18 protein-coding genes are annotated in these 22402 nt (G+C 31.8%); 17 read left to right on the top strand and 1 reads right to left on the bottom strand.

Features of this window, described 5'->3' with window-relative positions; genetic code table 11:
* The first annotated feature begins 11 nt into the window (after nt 1-11).
* From arsC to B6K90_RS16965, 10 genes are all read left to right on the top strand, one after another.
* Nucleotides 12-419 carry an arsenate reductase (thioredoxin) gene (arsC, locus tag B6K90_RS17010; RefSeq protein WP_088013958.1) on the top strand — a complete coding sequence of 136 codons (408 nt, stop codon included), beginning with the start codon at nt 12-14 and terminating at the stop codon, nt 417-419.
* Between the two features lie 557 nt (nt 420-976).
* Nucleotides 977-4519, top strand: a complete 3543-nt coding sequence (locus tag B6K90_RS24460) for a S8 family serine peptidase (RefSeq protein ID WP_088013957.1) — start codon at nt 977-979, stop codon at nt 4517-4519.
* Between the two features lie 68 nt (nt 4520-4587).
* Nucleotides 4588-5610, top strand: a complete 1023-nt coding sequence (locus tag B6K90_RS17000; protein ID WP_088013956.1) for a hypothetical protein — start codon at nt 4588-4590, stop codon at nt 5608-5610.
* 259 nt (nt 5611-5869) lie between these two features.
* On the top strand, nt 5870-6742 hold the full coding sequence (locus B6K90_RS16995) for a carbohydrate ABC transporter permease (protein ID WP_088013955.1): 873 nt from the start codon (nt 5870-5872) through the stop codon (nt 6740-6742).
* An 18-nt stretch (nt 6743-6760) separates the two neighbouring features.
* Entirely contained in the window at nt 6761-7663 is a 903-nt protein-coding gene (locus tag B6K90_RS16990) for a carbohydrate ABC transporter permease (protein WP_088013954.1), read from the top strand.
* An 82-nt stretch (nt 7664-7745) separates the two neighbouring features.
* On the top strand, nt 7746-8426 hold the full coding sequence (locus tag B6K90_RS16985; protein ID WP_088013953.1) for a response regulator transcription factor: 681 nt from the start codon (nt 7746-7748) through the stop codon (nt 8424-8426).
* Entirely contained in the window at nt 8423-10243 is a 1821-nt protein-coding gene (locus B6K90_RS16980) for a sensor histidine kinase (protein ID WP_088013952.1), read from the top strand. The genes B6K90_RS16985 and B6K90_RS16980 overlap by 4 nt, the downstream gene beginning before the upstream one ends.
* A 202-nt stretch (nt 10244-10445) precedes the next feature.
* Nucleotides 10446-11861, top strand: a complete 1416-nt coding sequence (locus B6K90_RS16975) for an ABC transporter substrate-binding protein (RefSeq protein WP_088013951.1) — start codon at nt 10446-10448, stop codon at nt 11859-11861.
* A 231-nt stretch (nt 11862-12092) separates the two neighbouring features.
* Complete coding sequence (locus B6K90_RS16970) at nt 12093-12983, top strand: polysaccharide deacetylase family protein (protein WP_235821828.1); 891 nt, start codon at nt 12093-12095, stop codon at nt 12981-12983.
* 81 nt (nt 12984-13064) lie between these two features.
* Entirely contained in the window at nt 13065-13778 is a 714-nt protein-coding gene (locus B6K90_RS16965) for an N-acetylmuramoyl-L-alanine amidase family protein (protein WP_235821827.1), read from the top strand.
* Nucleotides 13779-13855: 77 nt separating this feature from the next.
* Here B6K90_RS16965 and B6K90_RS16960 read toward each other — a convergent pair whose 3' ends face one another.
* The gene (locus B6K90_RS16960; RefSeq protein WP_088013949.1) at nt 13856-15184 is read right to left on the bottom strand and encodes a glycosyl hydrolase family 18 protein; all 1329 of its coding nucleotides are present in this window, start codon (nt 15182-15184) and stop codon (nt 13856-13858) included.
* A 324-nt stretch (nt 15185-15508) separates the two neighbouring features.
* On the opposite strand from B6K90_RS16960, the gene B6K90_RS16955 reads away from it, so the two are divergent.
* The 7 genes from B6K90_RS16955 to B6K90_RS16925 all read left to right on the top strand — a co-directional run.
* Nucleotides 15509-16687 (top strand): GTP-binding protein, encoded by a 1179-nt coding sequence (locus B6K90_RS16955; RefSeq protein WP_088013948.1) that lies wholly within the window; start codon nt 15509-15511, stop codon nt 16685-16687.
* Nucleotides 16688-16819: 132 nt separating this feature from the next.
* On the top strand, nt 16820-17815 hold the full coding sequence (locus B6K90_RS16950) for a permease (RefSeq protein ID WP_088013947.1): 996 nt from the start codon (nt 16820-16822) through the stop codon (nt 17813-17815).
* 9 nt (nt 17816-17824) lie between these two features.
* A complete protein-coding gene (locus B6K90_RS16945) occupies nt 17825-18574 on the top strand; it encodes a TIGR03943 family putative permease subunit (protein WP_088013946.1) in 750 nt (249 codons plus the stop codon).
* A 219-nt stretch (nt 18575-18793) separates the two neighbouring features.
* Nucleotides 18794-19744: a metal ABC transporter substrate-binding protein gene (locus B6K90_RS16940; protein WP_088013945.1), complete on the top strand. Its 951-nt coding sequence runs from the start codon at nt 18794-18796 to the stop codon at nt 19742-19744.
* A gap of 68 nt (nt 19745-19812) precedes the next feature.
* Complete coding sequence (locus tag B6K90_RS16935) at nt 19813-20517, top strand: metal ABC transporter ATP-binding protein (protein WP_088013944.1); 705 nt, start codon at nt 19813-19815, stop codon at nt 20515-20517.
* Nucleotides 20463-21284 (top strand): metal ABC transporter permease, encoded by an 822-nt coding sequence (locus B6K90_RS16930; RefSeq protein ID WP_088013943.1) that lies wholly within the window; start codon nt 20463-20465, stop codon nt 21282-21284. Before B6K90_RS16935 ends, B6K90_RS16930 begins: the two co-directional genes overlap by 55 nt.
* A gap of 284 nt (nt 21285-21568) precedes the next feature.
* On the top strand, nt 21569-22402 hold an 834-nt coding region (locus tag B6K90_RS16925; protein ID WP_139840750.1), incomplete at its 3' end, for a PepSY-associated TM helix domain-containing protein.

The following is a 22402-nucleotide window of genomic DNA, read 5'->3' as shown; positions in this document are numbered from 1 at the left end:
TGGAATAAATCATGTCAAACAACAAAAAAACAATCTACTTCTTATGTACTGGTAACTCTTGCCGAAGTCAAATGGCTGAAGCGTGGGGAAAGAAGTATTTAGGTACCGAATGGAATGTTTTATCTGCTGGGATTGAAGCACATGGTGTAAACCCAAATGCAATTAAAGCAATGGATGAAGTAGAAATCGATATTAGAAACCAAACTTCAGATGTTATTAATAATGAAATCTTAAATAATGCAGATTTAGTGGTTACTTTATGTGGTCATGCAAACGATGTATGTCCAGTAACACCACCACATGTAAAACGGGAACACTGGGGATTTGATGATCCAGCTGGTCAAGAATGGGCTGTTTTCCAAAAAGTTCGAAACCAGATAGGAGAACGTATTAAAAAATTCGCCGAATCTGGTGAGTAATAATAATCGAAAAAAATAGCCGAGGAATTTACTCGGCTATTTTTTATAGGTCTTAATGACTGATAACCCCAATCTCTAATAACCTAATTTACTTATCTTAATAAAATTCTTACAGAATACTTCGCATAAATCTGTTTTATTCAACAAATTTTGCTATATATCAAAGGAAAAAAGGTCTAATTTTGTAATTTAGTAATAAATAATTCCCCCAATTTACAGTGAATTCAAGCACAACTACAATATTACTAAAGTTCCTAATTCAAATCGATAGATTATTAGATTTATATAGTTGAAATTTTTTAACGGATTTAAAAATCGGTAAAGTTCTTTTATGGAATTAGGAATAGGAAATTCGAAAGGAGTGATTTTTTAAAGATCATTGTCTTTTAAGAACGTTTACAAATTTAAAGGTTTTATTTTGTTTTAAGTCGTTAAATGGGTCTGTCTCTCTCGCTGTATACTTCAATTAAATCTATAAGTAGTCCATTTAATTAATCCTCTAATTTTCTTGTAAAGGCTACCCGCTATTCATTTAATAGTTTGAAAGGGTGGAAAGTTTGAAAAAAAGAAACGGATTTCCTTACAAGGTAATTTCTTCGGTTGGTCTTTCAGTTTTACTATTTTCAACAACAGCATTTGCTGAAGGAGTTAGTAATAATTCATCAAATGAAAAAACAACTCGTAACATAAGCGATTACATAAAAAAAGGTTTATTATCTGAACAAAGTCAAATTCGAACAAGTGACAAGATTCATCCTGGAGATAAAAACTTATATGATGTAGACAAACAACAAATTAAAAAGTTTAAACCAGACGAAAAAGTAAGAATAATAGTAGAGGTTGATAGTCCAGTAGATGCCTCAACCATGTCTGAAAAAACGAAAGAGAAAGAGTTTAAGATAAAACAAGATAAAGTCATTAATAATCTTAATAAAACGAAAAAAACTATTCATGTAAAACATCGTTTCTTTACAGGATTTAACGGATTTAGTACTGAAACAGAATACAAGAATGTGAATGAAATCAAATCAATTGAAGGTGTAAAAAATATACATATTGCTAAAGTGTTCCAACCTTCTATGGCTGCAAGTAAAGAATTAGTACAAGCTCAAAAAGTTTGGGAATCATATGGATACCAAGGAGAAGGATTAGTAGTTGGAGTAATCGACTCAGGTATTGATTGGACACATAAGGATTTGACTCTGACTGACAAAGGAAAACAACAAGAAAAGTGGACAAAAGAAAAGATTCAAGGAAAATTTTCAGAAACGAATGTGAATGAAGTTTGGTATAGTGACAAAGTTCCAACAGGATATGACTGGGCCGATGATGACACAGATGTTATTCCTGGCGAATATGGAAGTCCACATGGTACACACGTTTCAGGAACTATCGGTGCAAATGGTGATGAAACGAAAGATGGAGTAAAAGGGATTGCACCCGGCGTTCAATTATTAGCCGAAAAAGTATTTTCGGATTATGGTGGCGGAGCATATGAGGATGACCTTATTGCAGGAATCCAGCACGCAGTAACGATGGGTGCAGATGTTATTAATATGAGCTTAGGTAGTGATTCAGGGTGGGTTGGTGAAGAAGATGATCCAGTCCAAAAAGCGATTCGACAAGCAACGGAACAGGGCACATTGGTTGTAGTTGCAGGAGGAAATGCAGCTTATAGTACGAAAAATAATTTATTAGAAAGAACATCATTACCATTTGCAGAAAACCCAGATATCGGTACAGTAGGGTCACCTAGTGTGAGTCCTTTTGCTTTATCTGTGGCTTCTTATGAAAATACAAAAATACATATGGATTCTATGCAATCAACTACTGGTGTAATCTTTCCATATAAAAATCAAGCTAGTAAGAAACTTAGTGACGTTTTAGAAAAAGGAAAAAATTATGAGTTTGTTTATGTTGGTGAAGGTAGATCTGCTGATTACGCCGGAAAAGATGTAAATGGTAAAATCGTTGTAACAAAACCAATTCCATCAACAGGTTATATAGGTAATGTTACTTTCCAACAAGAAGCCGCAAAAAGAGGAGCAGTTGCACTTATCCAAGTACCAGCCTCAGATGTACCTGACTATCCTGATATGGATTTTTCTCCGTATTTCTTAAATTCTGTTACAACATCAAAAGTAGTAGGTAATGAATTAATATCTAAACTATCTAAAGGTCAAAAAATAAGTATGCAACTCGCTAGTGGAGTATATGTTGATAACGAAAACAAGAATCAAATGTCTTCATTCTCAGCATATGGTGCGCCTTATACTTTAGATTTTAAACCTGAAATGGCTGCACCTGGCGGAAATATATATTCGACAGTACCTGGTAACAATTATGATGTTTATAGCGGAACATCAATGGCAACACCACATGTTGCAGGAGGAGCAGCATTACTTTTACAAGCACTTTATCAAAAAGAATTAGCTCATTCAGAAGATACGGTTTTAAAATCAAAAATTGCATTAATGAATACAGCAAAAGTTGTGATGGATCCAAGAACAAATAGTGAAGTTCCGTATTCTCCACGTATACAAGGATCGGGTTTAATGCAAATACAAAATGCAATTAATACTCCTGTTATTGTAACACGAAAAAATACACCGCTTGAACAAGCTGGGTCAGTTGCATTAAAAGAAATTAAGAACGATAGAGCAATCTTCCATTTAAATGTGGAATCCCTTGAAACAAAGAAATCAAAAGAAGAATATGAGTACACTGTTAATGTAGACCTTTTAACAGATAATATAGTTATGAAACAGTTTGACCTAAATGGTGATGGAAAACTAGATTCAAAAGAATATTTAACTTTATCAAGTAAGCGTATTGAAGGAGCTTCTATCTATGTAAATGGGAAAAAATTAACTGGTACAAATGGGACGAATTTAAAAATTAAAGTAGGAGAAGAGAAAGACTTAAACGTCGAGATTCGTTTTCCTAGAACATTAAGGAAAAATTCATTTGTGGAAGGATTTGTCCGCCTTACTCCAGTAGGAAAAGATCAAGAAAAAGCGGTTCCTTTAACAATACCATATATGGGCTTTTTAGGTGAATGGACCGAGCCGAAAAATATAGATCCTGCTCCTTGGAGTGATGGTGTATTTGTAGGATATACTGTCCTTTGGGATGACGTATCTGAAACTCCATTGGGATATGACCGAATGACAAATAACTTTAATTTAGATCATATGACGATTTCACCAAACACGTTTGCACCAGGTGTCTATCCGTCGTTTCAAGTACTACGAAATTTAAAAGAAACCGAAATGTATATTGAAGACCAAAAAGGAAAAAAAGTTAAATGGTTAGGAAACTTTAGTGAATTCACAGCGGATGGTTCACCATATAAATTCACAAAAAATAATATGGCTAATGGCGACTTCTACTATATGTTTGATCAATATTCTGCACCTAATTATACATGGAATGAGACGAACGAAAAGGGTGAGTTTGTTTCAGATGGTACTTACAATTATGTCATCAAATCAACCTTAGATTATAAGAATGCGAAACCACAATATGTAAAACTGCCTGTAAAGATAGATTCAAAGACTGTAAAAGTTTCAAATATTCAAGTGCAACCAAAAGATGGGAAATATGAAATATCATTTAATGCTGCAGATAGTGCCGGTGGCAGCGGATACAATGGTGCCATTGTATATGTAAATGGCGAGTATTATGAAACGAACCAAGGAGAAACATCACTAATTGTACCAACTGAACCAAAGGGAATTGTAATAATGGCTTATGATTATGCATACAATCAAAGCTATACTGTTTGGGGTGACAGATCATATATTGATTACAATATGGTACTTAGTTGGTTCTACGTTTCTGGAACAGATGTAAACGAAAATAATCCTGCTCAAATAACTGGTTATGCAAACAATCGTGTAGATTGGAAAATTTATATTAAAGATGAAACTGGCAACATAATTGAAACAAAAGATGTATTAAATGAGCATACTTTACGTATGAAATGGACACCTGAATCAAATGTCCCAGATGGTACGTATTATATTTCTATGGATGTTACAACAAAGGATGGATTTAAAGTTACAACAAAATCAGAAAAAGTTACAGTAAAACGTTAATTTTTTGGTACAAGCCAGCAATTGAGCTTGGCTTGTCTTTTTAATATTAATTTTTTTAGGAGCAACTTATGAGAAAGTCAATTGCATTACTTAGCTCGTTATTACTTTTAAGTGGATGCGGGCTTTCAAAAGAAGAAGTAATTAAACGAATTGACCATGACCAACAGTATCAAGTCAAAAGTATTGAGATACCGTATCAAGATTTTTCGAATCCTTCGCTATATAAGGACGAACTTTATGCAACTGTAAATGATAAAAGTACCGGAACAAATAAGTTAATTCAAATGAATATGAAAACAAAAAAAATAACTTCAATTTTCAAATCGAAATTTTCTGATCCGATGATCCAAGGTAGTATGGTAAATAAGGATTGGCTAATCTGGGTAGATGCAGTTGCTGATGGGGAAAGAAATAAAACGTATGTGATGAATAAAAAAACGAAGAAAATAACTAAGATTTCCGCATCTGTTCCTGGTCTATACACAGCTGATGCACCATTTTTATATAAAGATTACGTTGCATTTGTTTATGTAAAAGAAAAAAGAGAAAGCGTTATACGAATATATGATTTAAAGCACAATACATATAAAGATGTAGCAAAAATAAATAATTTACAATTATATAATAACTTTGTTCATATGGCAGAGGGAAAACTAGTATGGACAGACTCTATAAGCGATAAAGGGTATTACTATGTATATGATCTAAAAACTGGTCAGATAAAATCATATGAATCACCTTTCAAATACCCAGGTTATGCAAAGCTAACAAATAATAAAATCTTTGCGATTCACTTTGACGATTTTAAATTTTGGAATAATCAACACTTTGGGTATTACGATATAAATGAAAAAGAATTTGTAGATGTTGATACACATTCACTATATATAAATTCATTCGATGTACATGGTAATTCTCTAGCAATCATCGATGATAAGGAATTCGGTATGTATCAACTTTCGAATAAGGGCATAAGGAGCTTGGAAGTTAAAATAAAAACTCAACCTAATCTGATTAGTTTTTCTTCGAGCGGGAAATTACTAGTAAGTTATTATTCTGATTTGAAACCTGTAGTTAAAATTGTGGAATAAAGTCAAATTTATATATGCTGACTGTCTATTTTTACTGATGATTCAAGTGGCAAATCAATATTAAAACACATGAAAAATAAATAAAAACTGAGAGAGTTTGCAAGTCTACTTTCTCAGTTTTTATTGTTTAATAATTCACTTTTTCGCCAAATCTTTATTTCATCTTTATCTCATCTTTATCTCATTAAGATAAACTTCTTTCTCAAGGAGAATTATTAAACAAATAATAATTACTCAATTAAAGAAAGAAGTGAGTACAATGAACATTCGTAAAAGATTAAATAACGATGGTAAAGTTGCAGCATTTTTCTTATTACCTAGTTTATTTGGTTTTTCCCTATTCTATTTAATCCCATTTGTTATGGGAACAATTTATTCATTTAAAGATGGAGCGGTTGGGGGTTCTTTCGTTGGTCTTTTCAATTATAAAGAGCTATTAGCAAGTTCTTCATTTTTAAGGGCTGCGTCAAATACATTTTGGTTTACAGCAATCAACGTCCCACTTGTAATTGGGATTTCTTTACTACTGGCACTTTGCTTGCATCAAAAAGTATTATTTAAAAATGTCATAATCAGTTCATTTATCTTACCAATTGTTGTACCAGTCGCTTCGATCGTTATGCTATGGCAAATTTTATTTGATTGGAACGGTATTTTTAATTCCTGGTTGGTGAATTTAGGCTTTACACAAGTCGATTGGATGAATTCAGATTGGTCGATCGCAGTTGTATCCATCGTATATTTATGGAAAAACATTGGCTACAACTTAATCCTATTCTTAGCTGGACTTCAAAATATTCCAAAAGATTATTATGAGATAGCCGATCTCGAAGGTGCAGGTCGTTTATTTAAATTTAGACAGGTCACTCTCGTTTACTTAACGCCAACGATGTTTTTTGTTTTTTTAATGAGTACTATTAACTCCTTCAAAGTATTCCGTGAAACCTATCTAATCGCAGGTGATTATCCATATGATCGTATTTATACGATCCAGCACTATATGAACAATATGTTTACTTCATTAAACGTTCAAAAACTAACCGCTGCTGCGTCTTTAATGGTCTTATGTATTTTAATTCTAGTGTTGGTATTCTTCGCAATTGAAAGTCGATATCGTAAGTTTATGAATTAAGAATGAGAGGTGAACAGGATGAAATTCAATAGTTTAATTCGCAAATGGATTTTAACCTTTTTTTTATTAATTATGTCAATAATGATGATTTTTCCAGTCGTTTTTACGTTTTCAAATTCTTTTATGACAGAAAATGAAATGCTCGGTCATTATCCTTCAGAAAATGGAGTTCAACAAGATAATAATACAGGACACAAAGATTCGTTCGTGCATTTGAAGTTGATTCCTAAACAATTTTCGTTTGAACAATATAAGGTCTTCTTTGACAAGAAACAATCATTCATTGATAAAGAACAATCAAATATGAAATTTTATGGGAATTCCGTCCTAATGGTCTTCCCAATCATATTAGGTCAGCTGATCGTTGCATCGCTTGCTGCATATGTCTTTGGAAAACTAAAGTTCAAAGGAAGAGACGCATTATTTTTAGTGTATATGATTACTATGTTGATGCCTTTTCAAGTAACACTTGTACCGAATTATCTTATTGCGGATCAATTAGGGATCTTAAATAGTTTTGGAGCCATCATTTTCCCTGGAATATTTGGTGCGTTTGGTGTGTTTATGCTCAGACAATTCGTCATGACGATACCTTATTCATATATCGAAGCTGCAAAAATAGATGGGGCTGGTCATTTTGCAATTTTTATTAAGATCATTTTACCACTTATTCGACCAGGACTTGCAGCGCTAGTTGTGTTATTATTCGCCGATTATTGGAACATGGTCGAACAACCACTTATTTTTCTAGATAATCCATCAAAATATCCATTATCACTTTATTTATCTCAAATCATCCAAGATACAAGAGGGGTTGGTTTCGCAGCATCAATTCTTTATATGGCACCAATGTTATTGATTTTTGGATTCGCAAAAAAATATTTAATCAAAGGAATTCAATTATCAGGAGCAAAAGATTAATGGATCCATGACTATTTAAGAAAATTCCTTGTTGGATAAAATAGTAGTATGGGAGAGCATAGAAAGTGAGCGTGGATAGATCATGCCATATAAAATATTAATAGTAGAAGATGAAACAATTTTACGTGAAATCGTAAAAGATTATTTAGTAAATGAAGGTCATGAAGTAATTGAAGCGATTGATGGTGAACAAGCATTAGAGTTATTTCAAGTACAAGATTTTCATCTCATTATTCTTGATATCATGTTACCAAAGGTTGATGGGTGGGCAGTTTGTAGAAGAATTCGAAAGACTTCCAATGTTCCTATCATCATGTTAACAGCACGGGTTGATGAAGATGATACACTGCTTGGGTTTGAGTTAGGAGCCGATGACTACGTTACAAAGCCTTATAGTCCACCAATTTTGCTTGCCAGAGTTAAACGTTTGCTTGAAAGTCGATATAAAATAAATGAGCCTTCAAACGAAACATTAACCAAAAATGGTATCTCAGTCGATTTTTCTTCTAGGAAAGTCAAAGTAGATGGAGTCTTTATCAATTTAACCCATACTGAATTTGAAATATTAACTTATTTAATGCAAAATCATGGGATTGTGATTACCAGGGAACAACTAGTGCAAAAGGTTTGGGGTTATGACTACAATGGGGATGATCGAACAATTAATACACATATACGTAATTTACGTGCAAAATTAGGCAGTAAATCAAAACTGATTTCAACGATCATTCGAACCGGATATAAATTTGAGGAAACCCTATGAAATTCGGTATAGTCTTAAAACTATTTTTATTAACAACAACTTTGTGTTTGCTTATCACTGGATCTATTTATATTGGTCAAACTATCTTTTTTAAACAATACTATGCAAATCGAAAAGTAAATGATCTAAAATCAAGTATCAAATCATTTGAGAAACAATACCTAAAAAGCGAAGGTAATGTTCAAACAATCCAGCAATTAGAGCAAGACTTTTATCGTGCTCAAAATACATGGATTACTACATTAGATCACAATGGAAATATAAAAACAGCAAATGATTATTATGCGGAAATTAAAATAGTAGAAGATAAAAGTTCATATCATTTTTTAAGAGTTCCTTTATATCATTTTTTTAAAGCTGAAGATTTTTTAAAAGATACGCTTTCGATTTCAAAAGGTGATAGTGTGGATATATATACTGTTGAAAAAAACAATAGAATGATCCCATTCTATCTATATTCAGTACAGAATAATTCATATTGGATAAATCAATATATTTGGACAAACATTGAAAAAGAATTAAAGCCTACTAATCAACATTTCAATTTAAAAGAGAAAGTAGAATTAACCCAAAAATATGTCACTAATTATCGAATCAACCGAACAAAGGGAAACATACAAGATGTACGTGTTCCTAATCGTAATGATGTCTCAAGCATCATATATAGTAATAGTTTATTAATGGATCGTATTAATGAATTCCAAACAAGTCTTTTGTTTGATGAAAAAAACCAATACACAACTTTCAAAACGCTTGATTATGAACAAAATGGAATTAAATATAAATTGTTTATCGATCCGATTAAAGATAAAAATGGTGAAACAAATTATATTTTTTCGATGGCTTCCTTACAACCAGTAGATGAAGCTGTTCAAATGGTAAAAGATTATTTTGTTTATATCATAGCATTCGTTTTACTTCTTACAATTTTGGCGTCAATTTACTATTCACTCAAAATTGCAAGACCTTTATTAAGAATAAACGATACAACTAGCAAAATTGCACATTTAGATTTTTCAGAACGAATTGAATATCATTCGAAAGACGAGATTGGTGATTTATCACAAAATATTAATTTGCTTTCGAATACTTTACATTCTCATATTACACAATTAAAACAAGATATTGAGAAAGAAAAACAATTAGAAAATACAAGAAAAGAGTTCATTTCAGGTGTTTCGCATGAATTGAAGACACCACTCAGTATTATGAAAAGCTGTATATCGATACTAAAAGACGGTGTTGCGAGTCATAAGAAGGATTACTATTTTGAAGCGATGGAAAAAGAAGTCGACAAGATGGATCTATTAATCGTTGATATGCTTGAACTAGCAAAATACGAGTCTGGAACGTATAAAATGAAAATGGAACCCTTTTTTATTGATATAGTAATTGATTATGTTTGTAATCAATTATCTGTAGAAATTGAGAAAAAGGAACTAACAGTTCATAAAGACTTAGCATCAATTGAAGTATTCGCTAATCAACATCGAATTGAACAAGTCATTACGAACTATATTACAAACGCAATCCGTTATACCCCTGTTCATGAACATATTTATATCTCAACGACAATTGAAGATGAACAAGTGAAAGTATGCGTGGAAAATAAGGGCTCACATATTCCAAAGGACCAATTAGAAAGGATTTGGGAACGTTTCTATCGTGGTGATACGTCCCGACATCGTTCAGAAGGAAGTACTGGGTTAGGACTTGCCATTTCGAAAAATATATTAGAATTACATGGTGCGCAATACGGGGTCATGAATACATCGGATGGCGTATTATTTTACTTTTGCTTAAATAAAAATAAGTAAAAATATGTTTGGAATATTTAATTGGATCGCCCTAGTTAAAGGGCGACTTTTTATTTCAAGCCAACGCTCCTAGAATTAACCGACCTTTTATTATGTTAAAATTTTTATCAATCTTTTAAAAAACTTGATTTCATCTTCATTTCATCTTTATTTGAAGAGTTTATTCTTACTTTAACTTAATAAGTGAAATGGAGATGAAAAAATGAAAAGAATAGTAGCTTTAATGATGAGTTTAATCGTAATGTTTAGTTTAGTTGGTTGTAGTATTGGAAAAACACAAAGTAAGGAAAGTAATAACACCCAACAAAATAACGATAAGAATAGTGATAAAGACACCGTGAATGTCATGAATCGAGAAGATCTTTCGTCAAAGGTAAGCAAGGATGAGAAAAAAACAATTACGATCTCAGTCATGGGTAAATTTCCGGACTTTGAATTGGCTGCGAAGGAATATGAAAAAAAACATCCAAATATCACGATTAAACTGAAAAGCTTTGCTTCGGGCGGTGGCGGAATGTCTCTTCTTGAACTTGAGAAATACGTGAATCAGACGACAACAGAAGTGCTATCTGGAAAAGGTGCGGATTTATTCATCTTGAACGACCAAAGTTTGCCGATTGATCGATACATTGATAAAAATGCCTTTGTTGATCTTAATCAATACATTGATATCGATACGTCTTTTGACAAAAGTCAATATTACATGAACATTCTTGAACATTCTAAAATAAATGGTGGACTTTACATTTTACCAACGCATTTTTCATTAGGTGCTTTATTTGGAAATAAGGAGGCAATTTCGAAATCAGGCGTCCAAATAGATGACAGCCAAAATTGGACTTGGACTAGATTTACAGAAATAAGCAAACAGCTAAAAACGAAAGGGAGACTTGAGACTGTGATGAACGTTTCACCTTTAGGTATCCTAAATCCTTTGGTTTTCTCAGATGAAAACTACGACCGACTTGTTGATTTGGAGAAAAAAGAAGCCAAATTTGATTCTTCGTTATTTATTGATTTACTCAAGCAAGTAAAAAAAATGTATGATGATGGCGTTTTATCGACTCAACCGACCGAACCAACAAAAACGTATTTTACAAGCTCAGCAATCTATTCTCCAAGCGACTATGCAATGCGTTCAGCTATTTATAACAATAATAATACGTCCATTTACGAATTTCCACATTCTTCTGAAAAAGAATCAGGTGTTACCTTCAGTGGATATGATCGATATGCGATGAATGTAAATTCCACTGTCAAAATGGAAGCATGGGATTACTTGAAATTTTTACTTTCTTATGAAATACAAAGTCAATCAGTAAGGGATATGTTCACTGTGAATATTGAAGCAAATGAGAAGGTATTTGCCGATGTAATAGATGGAAAGGCAGAAAATACAAAAGGTAATGGTGGCAAAGGCGGACCGATAACGGTAACAGAAGAGTCGCTTCAACCACTTAAACAGATGATTGCTGAAGCGAACACAGAAGTAAGATGGAATGAGAAGGTTCAAAAAATTCTCTCAGAGGAAACGCCAAGCTTTTTTGATGGTCAAAAATCTGCGGAAAGTGTGGCAGAAATTATACAGAACAAAGTAATGACCTATTTAAACGAGTAGAAGGATAAAGAGAATTCTAGGAGACCAATAAAATGGTCTCTTTTTTTATCCAGAAATAGTAACAAGCAGAATTTTGATCCTTTTTTGTCAACTTTTATCATTCTTCATTAATACTTAATCTCAACTTAATCTCATCTTTATTTGGAACCTTTATTTTTATTGTAAAGATATTCAAGGAGTGGAGAGTGCGGTGAAAGAAAGATGAAATCCCGTAAAAGAAAGAGAAAAAGGATGTTAAAAAAAGCAATTTTAAGTTTATGTGCAGTATTACTATTATTCTTCATTTACCATTTAGTAGGTAAATTTAAAGGATTTGCTGTTGAAAATGTTGCAAAAAGTGCTGAAAGCGAACAGGTACAAATAAAGACCTCTACAAACAGTGTCAAACAATCAACTGCTAAGAAATCAGAGGTCGGGAAACTAAATAAACCAAAAGAAACTAGTCAAAAGCTCAACTTTCAAGAGCAACAAAATAAAATCAATCAATCAAATAACGAGCAACAAATTAAACTAGATCAGAAAAAAGTAGTCTATCTGACATTTGATGATGGTCCGAGTACGCTGACTAACCAAATACTTGATGTACTTAACAGGGAAAAAATAAATGCGACTTTCTTTATGATTGGAAAAAACGTAAATAACCATCAAAAAGAAGTAAAAAGAGTGGCTCATGAAGGGAATTACATTGGCGCTCATAGTATGACCCATAAATATCATCGACTTTATAAACAAGGTTTTTTTGTTTCAGAAATGGAACAAACATTATCAATTATTAATCATGTGACAGGTGAAAACACTCGACTAGTTCGTGCTCCTTATGGATCGAGACCAGGTTTGAGTTTAAAACTTCGTAATGATTCGGTTAACGCAGGATTGAAAATTTGGGATTGGAATGTAGATACACATGATTGGGAGAACAATGCTAACGCTTCGACAGTTGTTAATGAAGTGAAGAAGCAAGCAACTAAAAATAAGGAGGTTATTTTACTACACGAAAAACAAGCAACATTGGATGCACTACCAGAAATTATTAGTTTTTTAAGAGCAAAAGGGTATGCATTTAAGGTATATAACCCGAACGAACATTTTTCACTAAATTTTTGGAATGATCGACGTCTTTAAAATTTTAATCTTCATTTCATCTTTCTAGCAACTATTAGACTTAAATATCTAAAAGATAGTTTGAAACTAGGGGGGATTTCTATGAATCAAAAGAAAAATAGGAAGATAAGAAACTTCTTATTTTTAATCATATCAATTATAACGGTAATGTTTTTTATCAAACTTAAAGATAATGGAATAACAATAAATAAAGAATACTCAGCTCACGCATCAACTGAAAATAGAAATAAAGGAAATTCATCTTCTGAAAAGATATTAACTGGTAAAACAATTGTAATTGATGCAGGACATGGTGGAGAAGACATAGGTGCAAGTGGTCAAAATGGAACGAATGAAAAAGATGTAACATTAGTAATGGTCAAAAATATACAAAATGAATTAAGTAAACGAACTGGGGCTAAGGTAATATTAACCCGTAACGATGACGTGAAAGTACCACTTGCGGATCGTGTGAAAATTGCTGAAGAAAACAATGCAGATTTATTTGTTAGTATTCATTTTGATGCCTTTTTTACAAATGAAGTTGAAGGGATAACAAGTTATTATTATAAAAAATCGGACGAGCCATTAGCAGCATTAATACATGATTTTATTTTTAAAAATGGATTGGATGCACGAGATCGTGGAGTAAGTTCAGGTGATTACTATGTATTAAGAGAAAATTCTCGACCTGCAATCTTATTGGAACTTGGATACATTTCAAATTCAATTGATGAAGCACGAATGGCTTCAAGAGAATTTCAAAAAAATATAACAAGTTCAATAGTTGATGGGATGATTGATTATTTAAAATAGTAAAAATCAATAGATAAGAATATAAGGTAATAGAGGAGAAAAAACAGCCAATCATTTAAAAATTGGCTGTTAATTTTTTATTTAATTTTAAATTGATTTATTACTAATTGTTCAGTCTGAGGCGCAGTAATACCTAGATGCCAACACCCCAATCCTCCTAAAGCATATTCTTTTACAAGGTGAAATTTTGCTAGTAAACTTCGAGCATCTTCAAACCAAACGTCATGGATAATTCCATCTTTATCAGTGTAACGAAATGCTGGTGATAATGTTTCCCGATCAAAATAGACTTCACTTTCATATTTTTTATACATTTTAATTGCATTTTGAGTGGAATATGCGACACCTTTTCGTTTTTCACCAGTAACGGGCCAATCGTAGGCATACTGAGGAATTCCTAATAATAATTTTGATTTGGGTACAACGGTTACAACATAATTTAACGTTTTTCTCACTTCATTTAATGGAGCAATTGGACCTGAGGGACTGTTCGGCCAATGCCAGTTATATGTCATTAAAAACATCTTATCAACATATTTACCAAGAGTGTGATAATCATAAGCATCATAAAATTGAGGAATATGATCCGCTTCCTTTGGTGGCATCGCCATTAAAACTTCCATTTTAGAACGATGAAGTTTCTCAGATAATGCTTTTATAAATAAATTAAGGTTATTCCGATCTTCAGGGTTTAGTGATTCAAAATCTATCATTATTCCTTTGTAGTCATTTTTGTCTAAAAGAGTATAGATGTTAGTTACTAACTTTTTTCGCATTGCTGTATTACTAAGTAATGAATGCACTAGTTTTGGATCGAAACCTTTTTTACTAATATTCGTTAATGTAGCGTACGGAAGAATGTGATTTTTCCAAGCTATCTGAGTAGACTGATTTTCTTTTACTTTAATTAATTTCCCTTGTGAAGTTGGGTGAAATTCAAATATAAAAATACTTGTCAGTGACTTTTTATAATAATCAATCATCCATTTATTAGTTTTTTGATTTTTAGGAATTAAGTAAGAACCTGTCCAAATTGTAATTTTAGGAGAAGAAGGAATAAATAATTTTTGGCCTGGAATTACGACATCGCTAGTCATATGATTTTTAGTTTTCAAATAATTAATATTTATTGAATGACGAAATGCAATATCCCATAATGTTTCTCCTTGTTTCACATAATAAGTAGACCCAGGAATTATTAAAGATTGTCCAATTACAAGTTTATCATTGCGATCTAATCCATTCATATTTGCAAAACTTTTTGTATTTAATTTGTATTGTTTAGATATTTTGTTCAAGGTATCCCCCGATTTTACTTCATATACAATCAAAGCATGAGCATTTAAAACTGGAGATAATAACAAAAATAATAAAGTGAAAAGGAATATTACTAAACGCTTAGGCAAACACAATACCTCCTTAAATAGCTAGTATTTTAATTTTAACTACTCATTAAATATCCTTTACTTAATTAGAAAATTTTACTTATCTAATTAATCAAATGAATATTAGAAAAAAGAATATCAATCTTTATTTTATTATTATTTAGTAATCCTAATCTGATCGATTGGAATCTCGATTATGCCTCAACGTATTTGAATAATGATAGTTTTGTTAAATATTTAATAATTAAATATTGCAAAACGTAATTAATCCGATTTATAATTGTTTAACAAAGTTTAATTCGTAATAATTACGTTTTAACTTAAATTTAATTAGGAGGAATAAATATGAGAGTGCCTATAACAGTTTTAAGTGGATTTTTAGGATCAGGTAAAACAACTTTATTAAATCATATTTTGACAAATCGACAAGGATTAAAAGTTGCTGTTATTGTAAATGACATGAGTGAAATAAATGTAGATGCTCAACTTGTAAAAAATGGAGGTTTTTCACGTACAGAAGAAAAGTTAGTGGAGATGCAAAATGGGTGTATTTGTTGTACGTTAAGGGATGACCTGATGAAAGAAGTTGAAAGATTAGTAGATGATGGAGGAATTGACTACATAGTAATTGAGTCTTCTGGTATAAGTGAACCAATTCCAGTCGCACAAACATTCACTTATGTGGATGAGGAGCTTGGAGTTGATTTAACTAAAAAAACTCGCTTAGATACTATGGTGACAGTTGTAGATGCAAATCGTTTTTGGGAGGACTATTCTTCAGGGGAAACATTATTAGATCGTAAACAAGGAACTGATGAAACAGATATACGTGAAATTGCAGATTTGCTTCTTGAACAAGTTGAATTTGCTGATGTTATTATATTAAATAAAATTGACCTTTTAGAAAAACGCGATGTAAAAGAATTAACAGCATTTCTTAAGAAAATTAATACACAAGCAAAAATTATACCTGCAATATTTTCGAAGATCGATTTAAATTCTGTACTAAATACAAATCTTTTTGACTTCGATAGAGCTAGCCAAGCAGCAGGTTGGATTAAGGAATTAAATGAAGAACATATTCCCGAATCGGAAGAGTATGGTATTAGTTCATTTGTCTATCGCCGTAAAATACCATTTCATCCAGCACGATTATTCTCATGGTTAGAAAATTGGTCAGTGGACATTGTAAGAGCCAAAGGATTCTTTTGGTTAGCAACTAGAAATGATTTTGTAGGAATGCTATCACAAGCTGGATCCACCATTACAATTCAAGGAGCTGGGGAATGGATTGCTACATTACCAAAATCGGAGCAAGACGAATTGAGAAGAGAAGATCCACTGTTAGACAAAAAATGGGATGATAATTTTGGTGATCGAATGACAGAACTTGTCCTAATTGGAATCGACATGAAACAAATAGAGATTGAGGGGTCACTTGATAAATGTTTGTTAACAGAAGAAGAAATGGAATCAAATTGGAATGAATTTAATGATCCTATGCCAGCCTTTGTCCAAGCTTAAATATGAACCTACTATTAAACTAGAAAAATAAGTTTACGTTAGATAAAACTTATTGATTTTTAATGGTTGGACGAGCATATGTCTGTTTCGTATAGAATATATTTCACTATAAAAAACTATTTGAGGTGATGTATGGTACGGAAAGTTGGACAAGAAGTAATAATTTTGTTGGTTCTATTTTGTTATTTATTTTGTTATGTATTTATTGATTTTACGAATTTATCGTCTTTATTTCATAAAGTACCTAAAGAACTATTAAATATGAACACGATATTTATTAGTTTATTTTTAGAAGCCCTTCCATTTGTATTAATTGGAATCATTGTTTCTTCAATTATTCATGTTTTTGTAAAACCAGAGACGATTAGTAAGATTCTTCCTAAAAATGCACTATTGGCATTTATTCCTGTTGCTTTAATTGGAATGATCATGCCTATATGTGAATGTGGTATTGTACCGATTGTCAGATCTTTGTTAAAAAAAGGTATGCCTGCGTATATTGGGATTGTTTTTCTAAGTAGTGTGCCAATTATAAATCCAATTGTATTTACGTCAACCTACTATGCATTTCAATCGAATTCTCAAATGGCATTTTTAAGGCTAGGGTTAGCATTTATAGTCGTTCTACTCATCGGTTTTTTCACTTTATTATTTTATCGAAATAAAAATGTGCTATTAGAAACATTGGAAAAGAACGAGAACCATAAACATATTCATTCAAAAACAAGTCGATTAAGTGAAGTCATTTCTCACATTAGCAGTGAATTTTTCTCAACATGCAAATTTTTAATTATCGGTGGATTAATCACAAGTGTTTTTCAGACTTTTCTTGACCGAAGTGTGTTAATACATCTAGCAAATCATACGAATCTATCAAGCGTGGTTATGATGGGATTAGGATATTTCTTATCTTTATGTTCTGGGTCTGATGCATTTATAGCTGCATCTTTTTCAAGCACATTTCATGTGAAATCTATTCTAGCGTTCCTAATATTTGGAGCTATGATTGATTTGAAAAATACATTTATGATGTTTGCATATTTCAAGAAAAGGTTTGTGTTTTTTTATATTTTCTTAACTGCAAGTGTCGTATTTATTGTGACGTCTATTTGGAATTTATATTGGTGAGGTGAATAAATGTCTTCTTTTCAAAATCGATTACGCTCTGTGTTTTTCTTCGGGATTGTTCTAATGCTTTTGAAGCTTTTAGTTTCAGGAGATATTCACTATTTCATTGCACCAAAGATGGTGAAATTCACAATCATAACTTTAGTTGCATGTATCATTATTGGATTAATTCACTTCTTTGAATTGCTAAAAGAACATCATACATCATGTAATTGTTGCTCAAATCAAAAAAATAGGACTTTAAGTTTAGTTATTTTAATCAGTATTCCTGTCATAACAAGTAGCTTATTTTCAACAAATGTTCTTGGAGCAAGTATTGCTTCAAAGAGAAGTATTTCTTATAGCGAAAATATAGTAAAACAACAATCCAAAAAAATAAAGGTAAAAAATGATGGTTCGAAATTTATAAAAGTTGATGATTCGATGTATGGGCATATTATTTCAGATGTACAGGATAGTGTAGATCAATATGTAGGTAAAAAAATATCTTTTAATGGTTTTGTATATCGTGATAAGCAAACAAGAAAAAATCAGATTTATGTATCGCGTTTCGCTATTACTTGTTGCGTAGCTGATGCTCAAGTGTTTGGATTGATGGTAAAAGGAGAATCGGTTTCAGCATTTAAAAATGATCAGTGGGTAAACGTAACTGGTACAATTCAAAAAGTGAAGAACGGAAAATTTTATAAACCGATTATTCAATTAGATAAAATAGCAGAAATAAAACCACTAAAAGATCCATATGTTTATTTTGATTAGGAAAGTTTAATTCATTTTTAATCAGAAAAACATTGAAAACGTAATAGTTTCGTTTTATTATTAAGCGTACTATACTTGCTTAGTATTAGGTGAGTATCTATTTTTACTTAATAAATCGTAATTATTACGTTTAACAAAAAAGAATAAATTTTAAAATAGCTAGAAGGGCGGTGCACAAACAGTCAAATATACATTTTACTGTTTAGTGATATAAAAAATATAAAATTAAAATCGTTATTAACAATTAGTATTTCACTCTTTTTATTAGCAGGATGTTCATCTAATTCGATTTCTACTTCTAATAAATCAAAAGAAAATGAACCTAAAAAAATTAAAATAGTTACTACTTTTTATCCTGTTTATGAATTTACAAAAAATGTTGCAAAAGAAAATGCGGATATTAAACTATTAATTCCATCATCAATTGAACCTCACGAATGGGAACCAACACCAAGGGATGTTGGATCTATTCAGAATGCTGATTTATTTATCTACAATAGTCCATATATGGAAACATGGGTTCCAAACATTGAAAAAAGTTTAGACAACAAAAAATCTTCTTTTATTGAAGCAAGTAGCGGAATACCTCTGATTAAAGGAACAGAAAATGAAGAAGAAGATAGTACAAACAAAAATTCAGAACAAATGGATCCACATGTATGGTTAAGCCCAGTTTTAGCTCAGAAAGAAGTTCAAAATATAACAAAAGCTCTAATTAACATTGATCCAGCACATAAAGAGGAATATAAAATAAATAGCGATGACTATATTAAGAAGTTACAAGCACTAGATGCTCAATATCGAACAACACTAATGAATATGAAAAATAAAGAGATTATTACACAGCACGCAGCTTTTGGATACTTAGCAAAGCAATATGGCTTAGTTCAAGTTCCAATTGCTGGCTTATCTCCATCGAATGAGCCAAGTCCATCAAGACTGGCGGAACTTAAACAATTTGCAAAAAGTCACGATATTAATACAATCTTCTTCGAGGAAGTTGCTTCACCTAAAGTAGCGAATACTCTAGCAAATGAAATTGGGGCAAAAACAGCTGTCTTAAATACACTTGAAGGTTTAAGCGAAGAAGAACAAAAACAGGGAATTGATTATATAAGCGTTATGGAGAACAACTTACAAATATTAAAAAAAGTATTAGAAAATAAATAATAATTATGTAAAAAGCGTGTTCCTACTTAGTGTCACGCTTTTACTTAATTAAGAAAGGAAATGAAAAGATGAGTTTAATCCACTTAAAAAATGTCAAATTTGGTTATCATCATACTTCCGTAATAGATAATGTAAGTTTTGAAGTAAATAAAGGAGAATTTATTGGAATTACAGGTCAAAATGGTGCATCTAAATCGACACTTTTAAAGCTAATGCTCGGTTTATTAAAACCATGGAGTGGTGAAGTTCAAATTAATAAAAATGCAAGTAATCAGCCGATAAAAATTGGATACGTGCCACAACAAATCGCTTCGTTTAATGTAGGGTTTCCAAGTACTGTAATTGAATTGGTGAAATCAGGTAGATTTAATCAAAAAAAATGGTTCGAAAAAATGAATAAAACAGATCACGACGTAATTAAGAATGCACTAGTAATGGTAGGTATGTGGGATTATCGATATTATAAAATTGGTTCATTATCTGGAGGACAAAAACAAAAAATTTGTATTGCACGTGTATTAGCTTCTGAACCTAATTTATTAGTTCTAGATGAACCCACTACTGGAATGGATAAAGAAAGTAGAGAAAGCTTTTATCAATTTTTGAATCATCAAGTTAGAAAGCATAATCGAACAGTTGTTATGGTGACTCATGAAAAAGGGGAAGTTGAACAATATCTTGATAAAATCATACATCTAGAGAAAGGAGAACATGGCGAATGGAGATGCTTAACCTTGAATTCATGCAACGGGCATTTTGCGTTGGTGGATTAATCGCTGTAATTGCACCAATATTAGGTGTATTTTTAGTGTTACGAAGACAAGCTTTAATGGCAGATACACTTTCTCATATATCACTTGCTGGTGTAGCAATTGGATTTTTCATTCATGCTGATTTAACACTATCCAGTATGTTAGTTGTGGTCATAGGAGCAATTGCAATTGAATATATGAGAAGAGCCTATCTTTCGTATTCAGAAGTATCGATTGCAATCCTAATGGCAGCAGGATTGTCACTTGCTCTATTTTTAATGAGTATTAGTGCTGGAGGAATGACAACTAATGTAGAACAATACTTATTTGGATCAATTGTCACTGTTACTCAAAAACAAGTCTATTTGATGATTGGTGTGACGATTGGAGTATTACTTTATTTCTTTCTGTTAAAAAGACCTTTATTCTTAATGACTTTTGATGAAGACACTGCTTATACAAGTGGGGTAAATACAAATGTATTATCCTTATCGTTTAGTATATTGACAGGTGTTGTCGTTTCAGCAATAATTCCAACAATTGGAGTATTGCTTGTTTCCGCACTACTTGTACTTCCTGCTGCATTTGCAATTCGAATTGCGAAAGGATTTAAATGGGTTCTCTTATTAGCAGTATTAACTGCAATTTGTGGTATGTTTGTAGGTTTAGCATCTTCATACACGTTGGGAACACCACCAGGTGCGACAATCACTTTGGTATTAGTAATTATACTAATGGTCGGTTTTATTATTCAAAATATGGTTGTTCAAATTAGAAGGGTAAAATAGTTGTTCAAAAAGGTTTAACTGAAACAGAGAATCTATAAAAAAGATACTCTGTTTTTTTTTAAAGAATATGATAAATTTTTACCAAAAAAAAAAATAATAACATAAAAAAATCATTAAAACTTCATTAATTTATCACAATTGGATTTTATACTTTCACAAGTAGATAAAAATTATTGAGAGGTAAAACCAAATGGAGATAAATACACAACTAAATTCAGTTCAAACTGAACAAGTTTCTTCAAAAAAGACATCTCTTTATAAAGCAATTTGGAGATGGCATTTTTATGGAGGAAATTTTATTAGCAGTTACTGGAGCAATCTATTTATTTAGACCATATGTAGAACCGATGCTAGATAAAAATCTATATTATGTGGAAAAAGGTAGTAAAGAGATTACGCCAAGCTTACAGTTAAAAGCTGTAAAGGATAAGTATCCAAACGATGCGATTACTTCTTTTACAGATGTTAAAGATCCGAAACGCGCAACAGAAATTGGAGTTTCAAAAGCTGATGTTAGCTACACAGTTTTTGTAAACCCATACACAGGGAAAGTATTAGGTGAATTACTAAACGATAAACGGTTAATGGAGATTATTGTTAAATTACATGGTGAAATAATGGTTGGGAAGATCGGTGACAACCTTGTTGAACTATCAGCTTCATGGGCAATTATACTATTGGCAACAGGGTTATATTTATACTTTCCACGTAATAAGCAATCATTCTTAAGTATTCTTCGCATTCGTATGAGAAAAGGTTCACGTGTTTTTTGGCGAGACCTACATGCAAGTACGGGTTTTTGGATGACAAGTATCTTATTAATTCTAGTATTATCAGGTTTACCATGGGCTAGTTCTTTTGGAGAACGATTAAATTCTTTTGTTGCAAAAGCAAAGCTTTCGAATGCACCAATACACTTATATGATGGTAGTATTCAATCGAAGAAATTGAATAAAGAGATTGCTAAGACACCATGGGCTGCTGAGAATATTCCAGTTTCAGAATCAGTTTACAGTAATAAAGGAATGTTACCGATTGAAAATGTGATTAAAATTGCTAAAGAAACGAATGTTTATCCTGGCTACACAATTACTATGCCAGAAGGAGATAAAGGAGTT

The sequence above is a fragment of the Gottfriedia acidiceleris genome (assembly GCF_002128425.1).
In the GTDB taxonomy this organism is placed as follows: domain Bacteria; phylum Bacillota; class Bacilli; order Bacillales; family Bacillaceae_G; genus Gottfriedia; species Gottfriedia acidiceleris.
This window is presented reverse-complemented; position numbering and strand designations above follow the sequence as displayed.

Coding starts and splice junctions, on each gene's coding strand:
- B6K90_RS16955 (WP_088013948.1), top strand. CDS start 15,509: ATGAGAGTGCCTATAACAGTTTTAAGTGGATTTTTAGGATCAGGTAAA.
- B6K90_RS16970 (WP_235821828.1), top strand. CDS start 12,093: ATGTTAAAAAAAGCAATTTTAAGTTTATGTGCAGTATTACTATTATTC.
- arsC (WP_088013958.1), top strand. CDS start 12: ATGTCAAACAACAAAAAAACAATCTACTTCTTATGTACTGGTAACTCT.
- B6K90_RS16965 (WP_235821827.1), top strand. CDS start 13,065: ATGAATCAAAAGAAAAATAGGAAGATAAGAAACTTCTTATTTTTAATC.
- B6K90_RS16945 (WP_088013946.1), top strand. CDS start 17,825: ATGTCTTCTTTTCAAAATCGATTACGCTCTGTGTTTTTCTTCGGGATT.
- B6K90_RS16950 (WP_088013947.1), top strand. CDS start 16,820: ATGGTACGGAAAGTTGGACAAGAAGTAATAATTTTGTTGGTTCTATTT.
- B6K90_RS16980 (WP_088013952.1), top strand. CDS start 8,423: ATGAAATTCGGTATAGTCTTAAAACTATTTTTATTAACAACAACTTTG.
- B6K90_RS16930 (WP_088013943.1), top strand. CDS start 20,463: ATGGAGATGCTTAACCTTGAATTCATGCAACGGGCATTTTGCGTTGGT.
- B6K90_RS16985 (WP_088013953.1), top strand. CDS start 7,746: ATGCCATATAAAATATTAATAGTAGAAGATGAAACAATTTTACGTGAA.
- B6K90_RS16990 (WP_088013954.1), top strand. CDS start 6,761: ATGAAATTCAATAGTTTAATTCGCAAATGGATTTTAACCTTTTTTTTA.
- B6K90_RS16935 (WP_088013944.1), top strand. CDS start 19,813: ATGAGTTTAATCCACTTAAAAAATGTCAAATTTGGTTATCATCATACT.
- B6K90_RS16975 (WP_088013951.1), top strand. CDS start 10,446: ATGAAAAGAATAGTAGCTTTAATGATGAGTTTAATCGTAATGTTTAGT.
- B6K90_RS16995 (WP_088013955.1), top strand. CDS start 5,870: ATGAACATTCGTAAAAGATTAAATAACGATGGTAAAGTTGCAGCATTT.
- B6K90_RS17000 (WP_088013956.1), top strand. CDS start 4,588: ATGAGAAAGTCAATTGCATTACTTAGCTCGTTATTACTTTTAAGTGGA.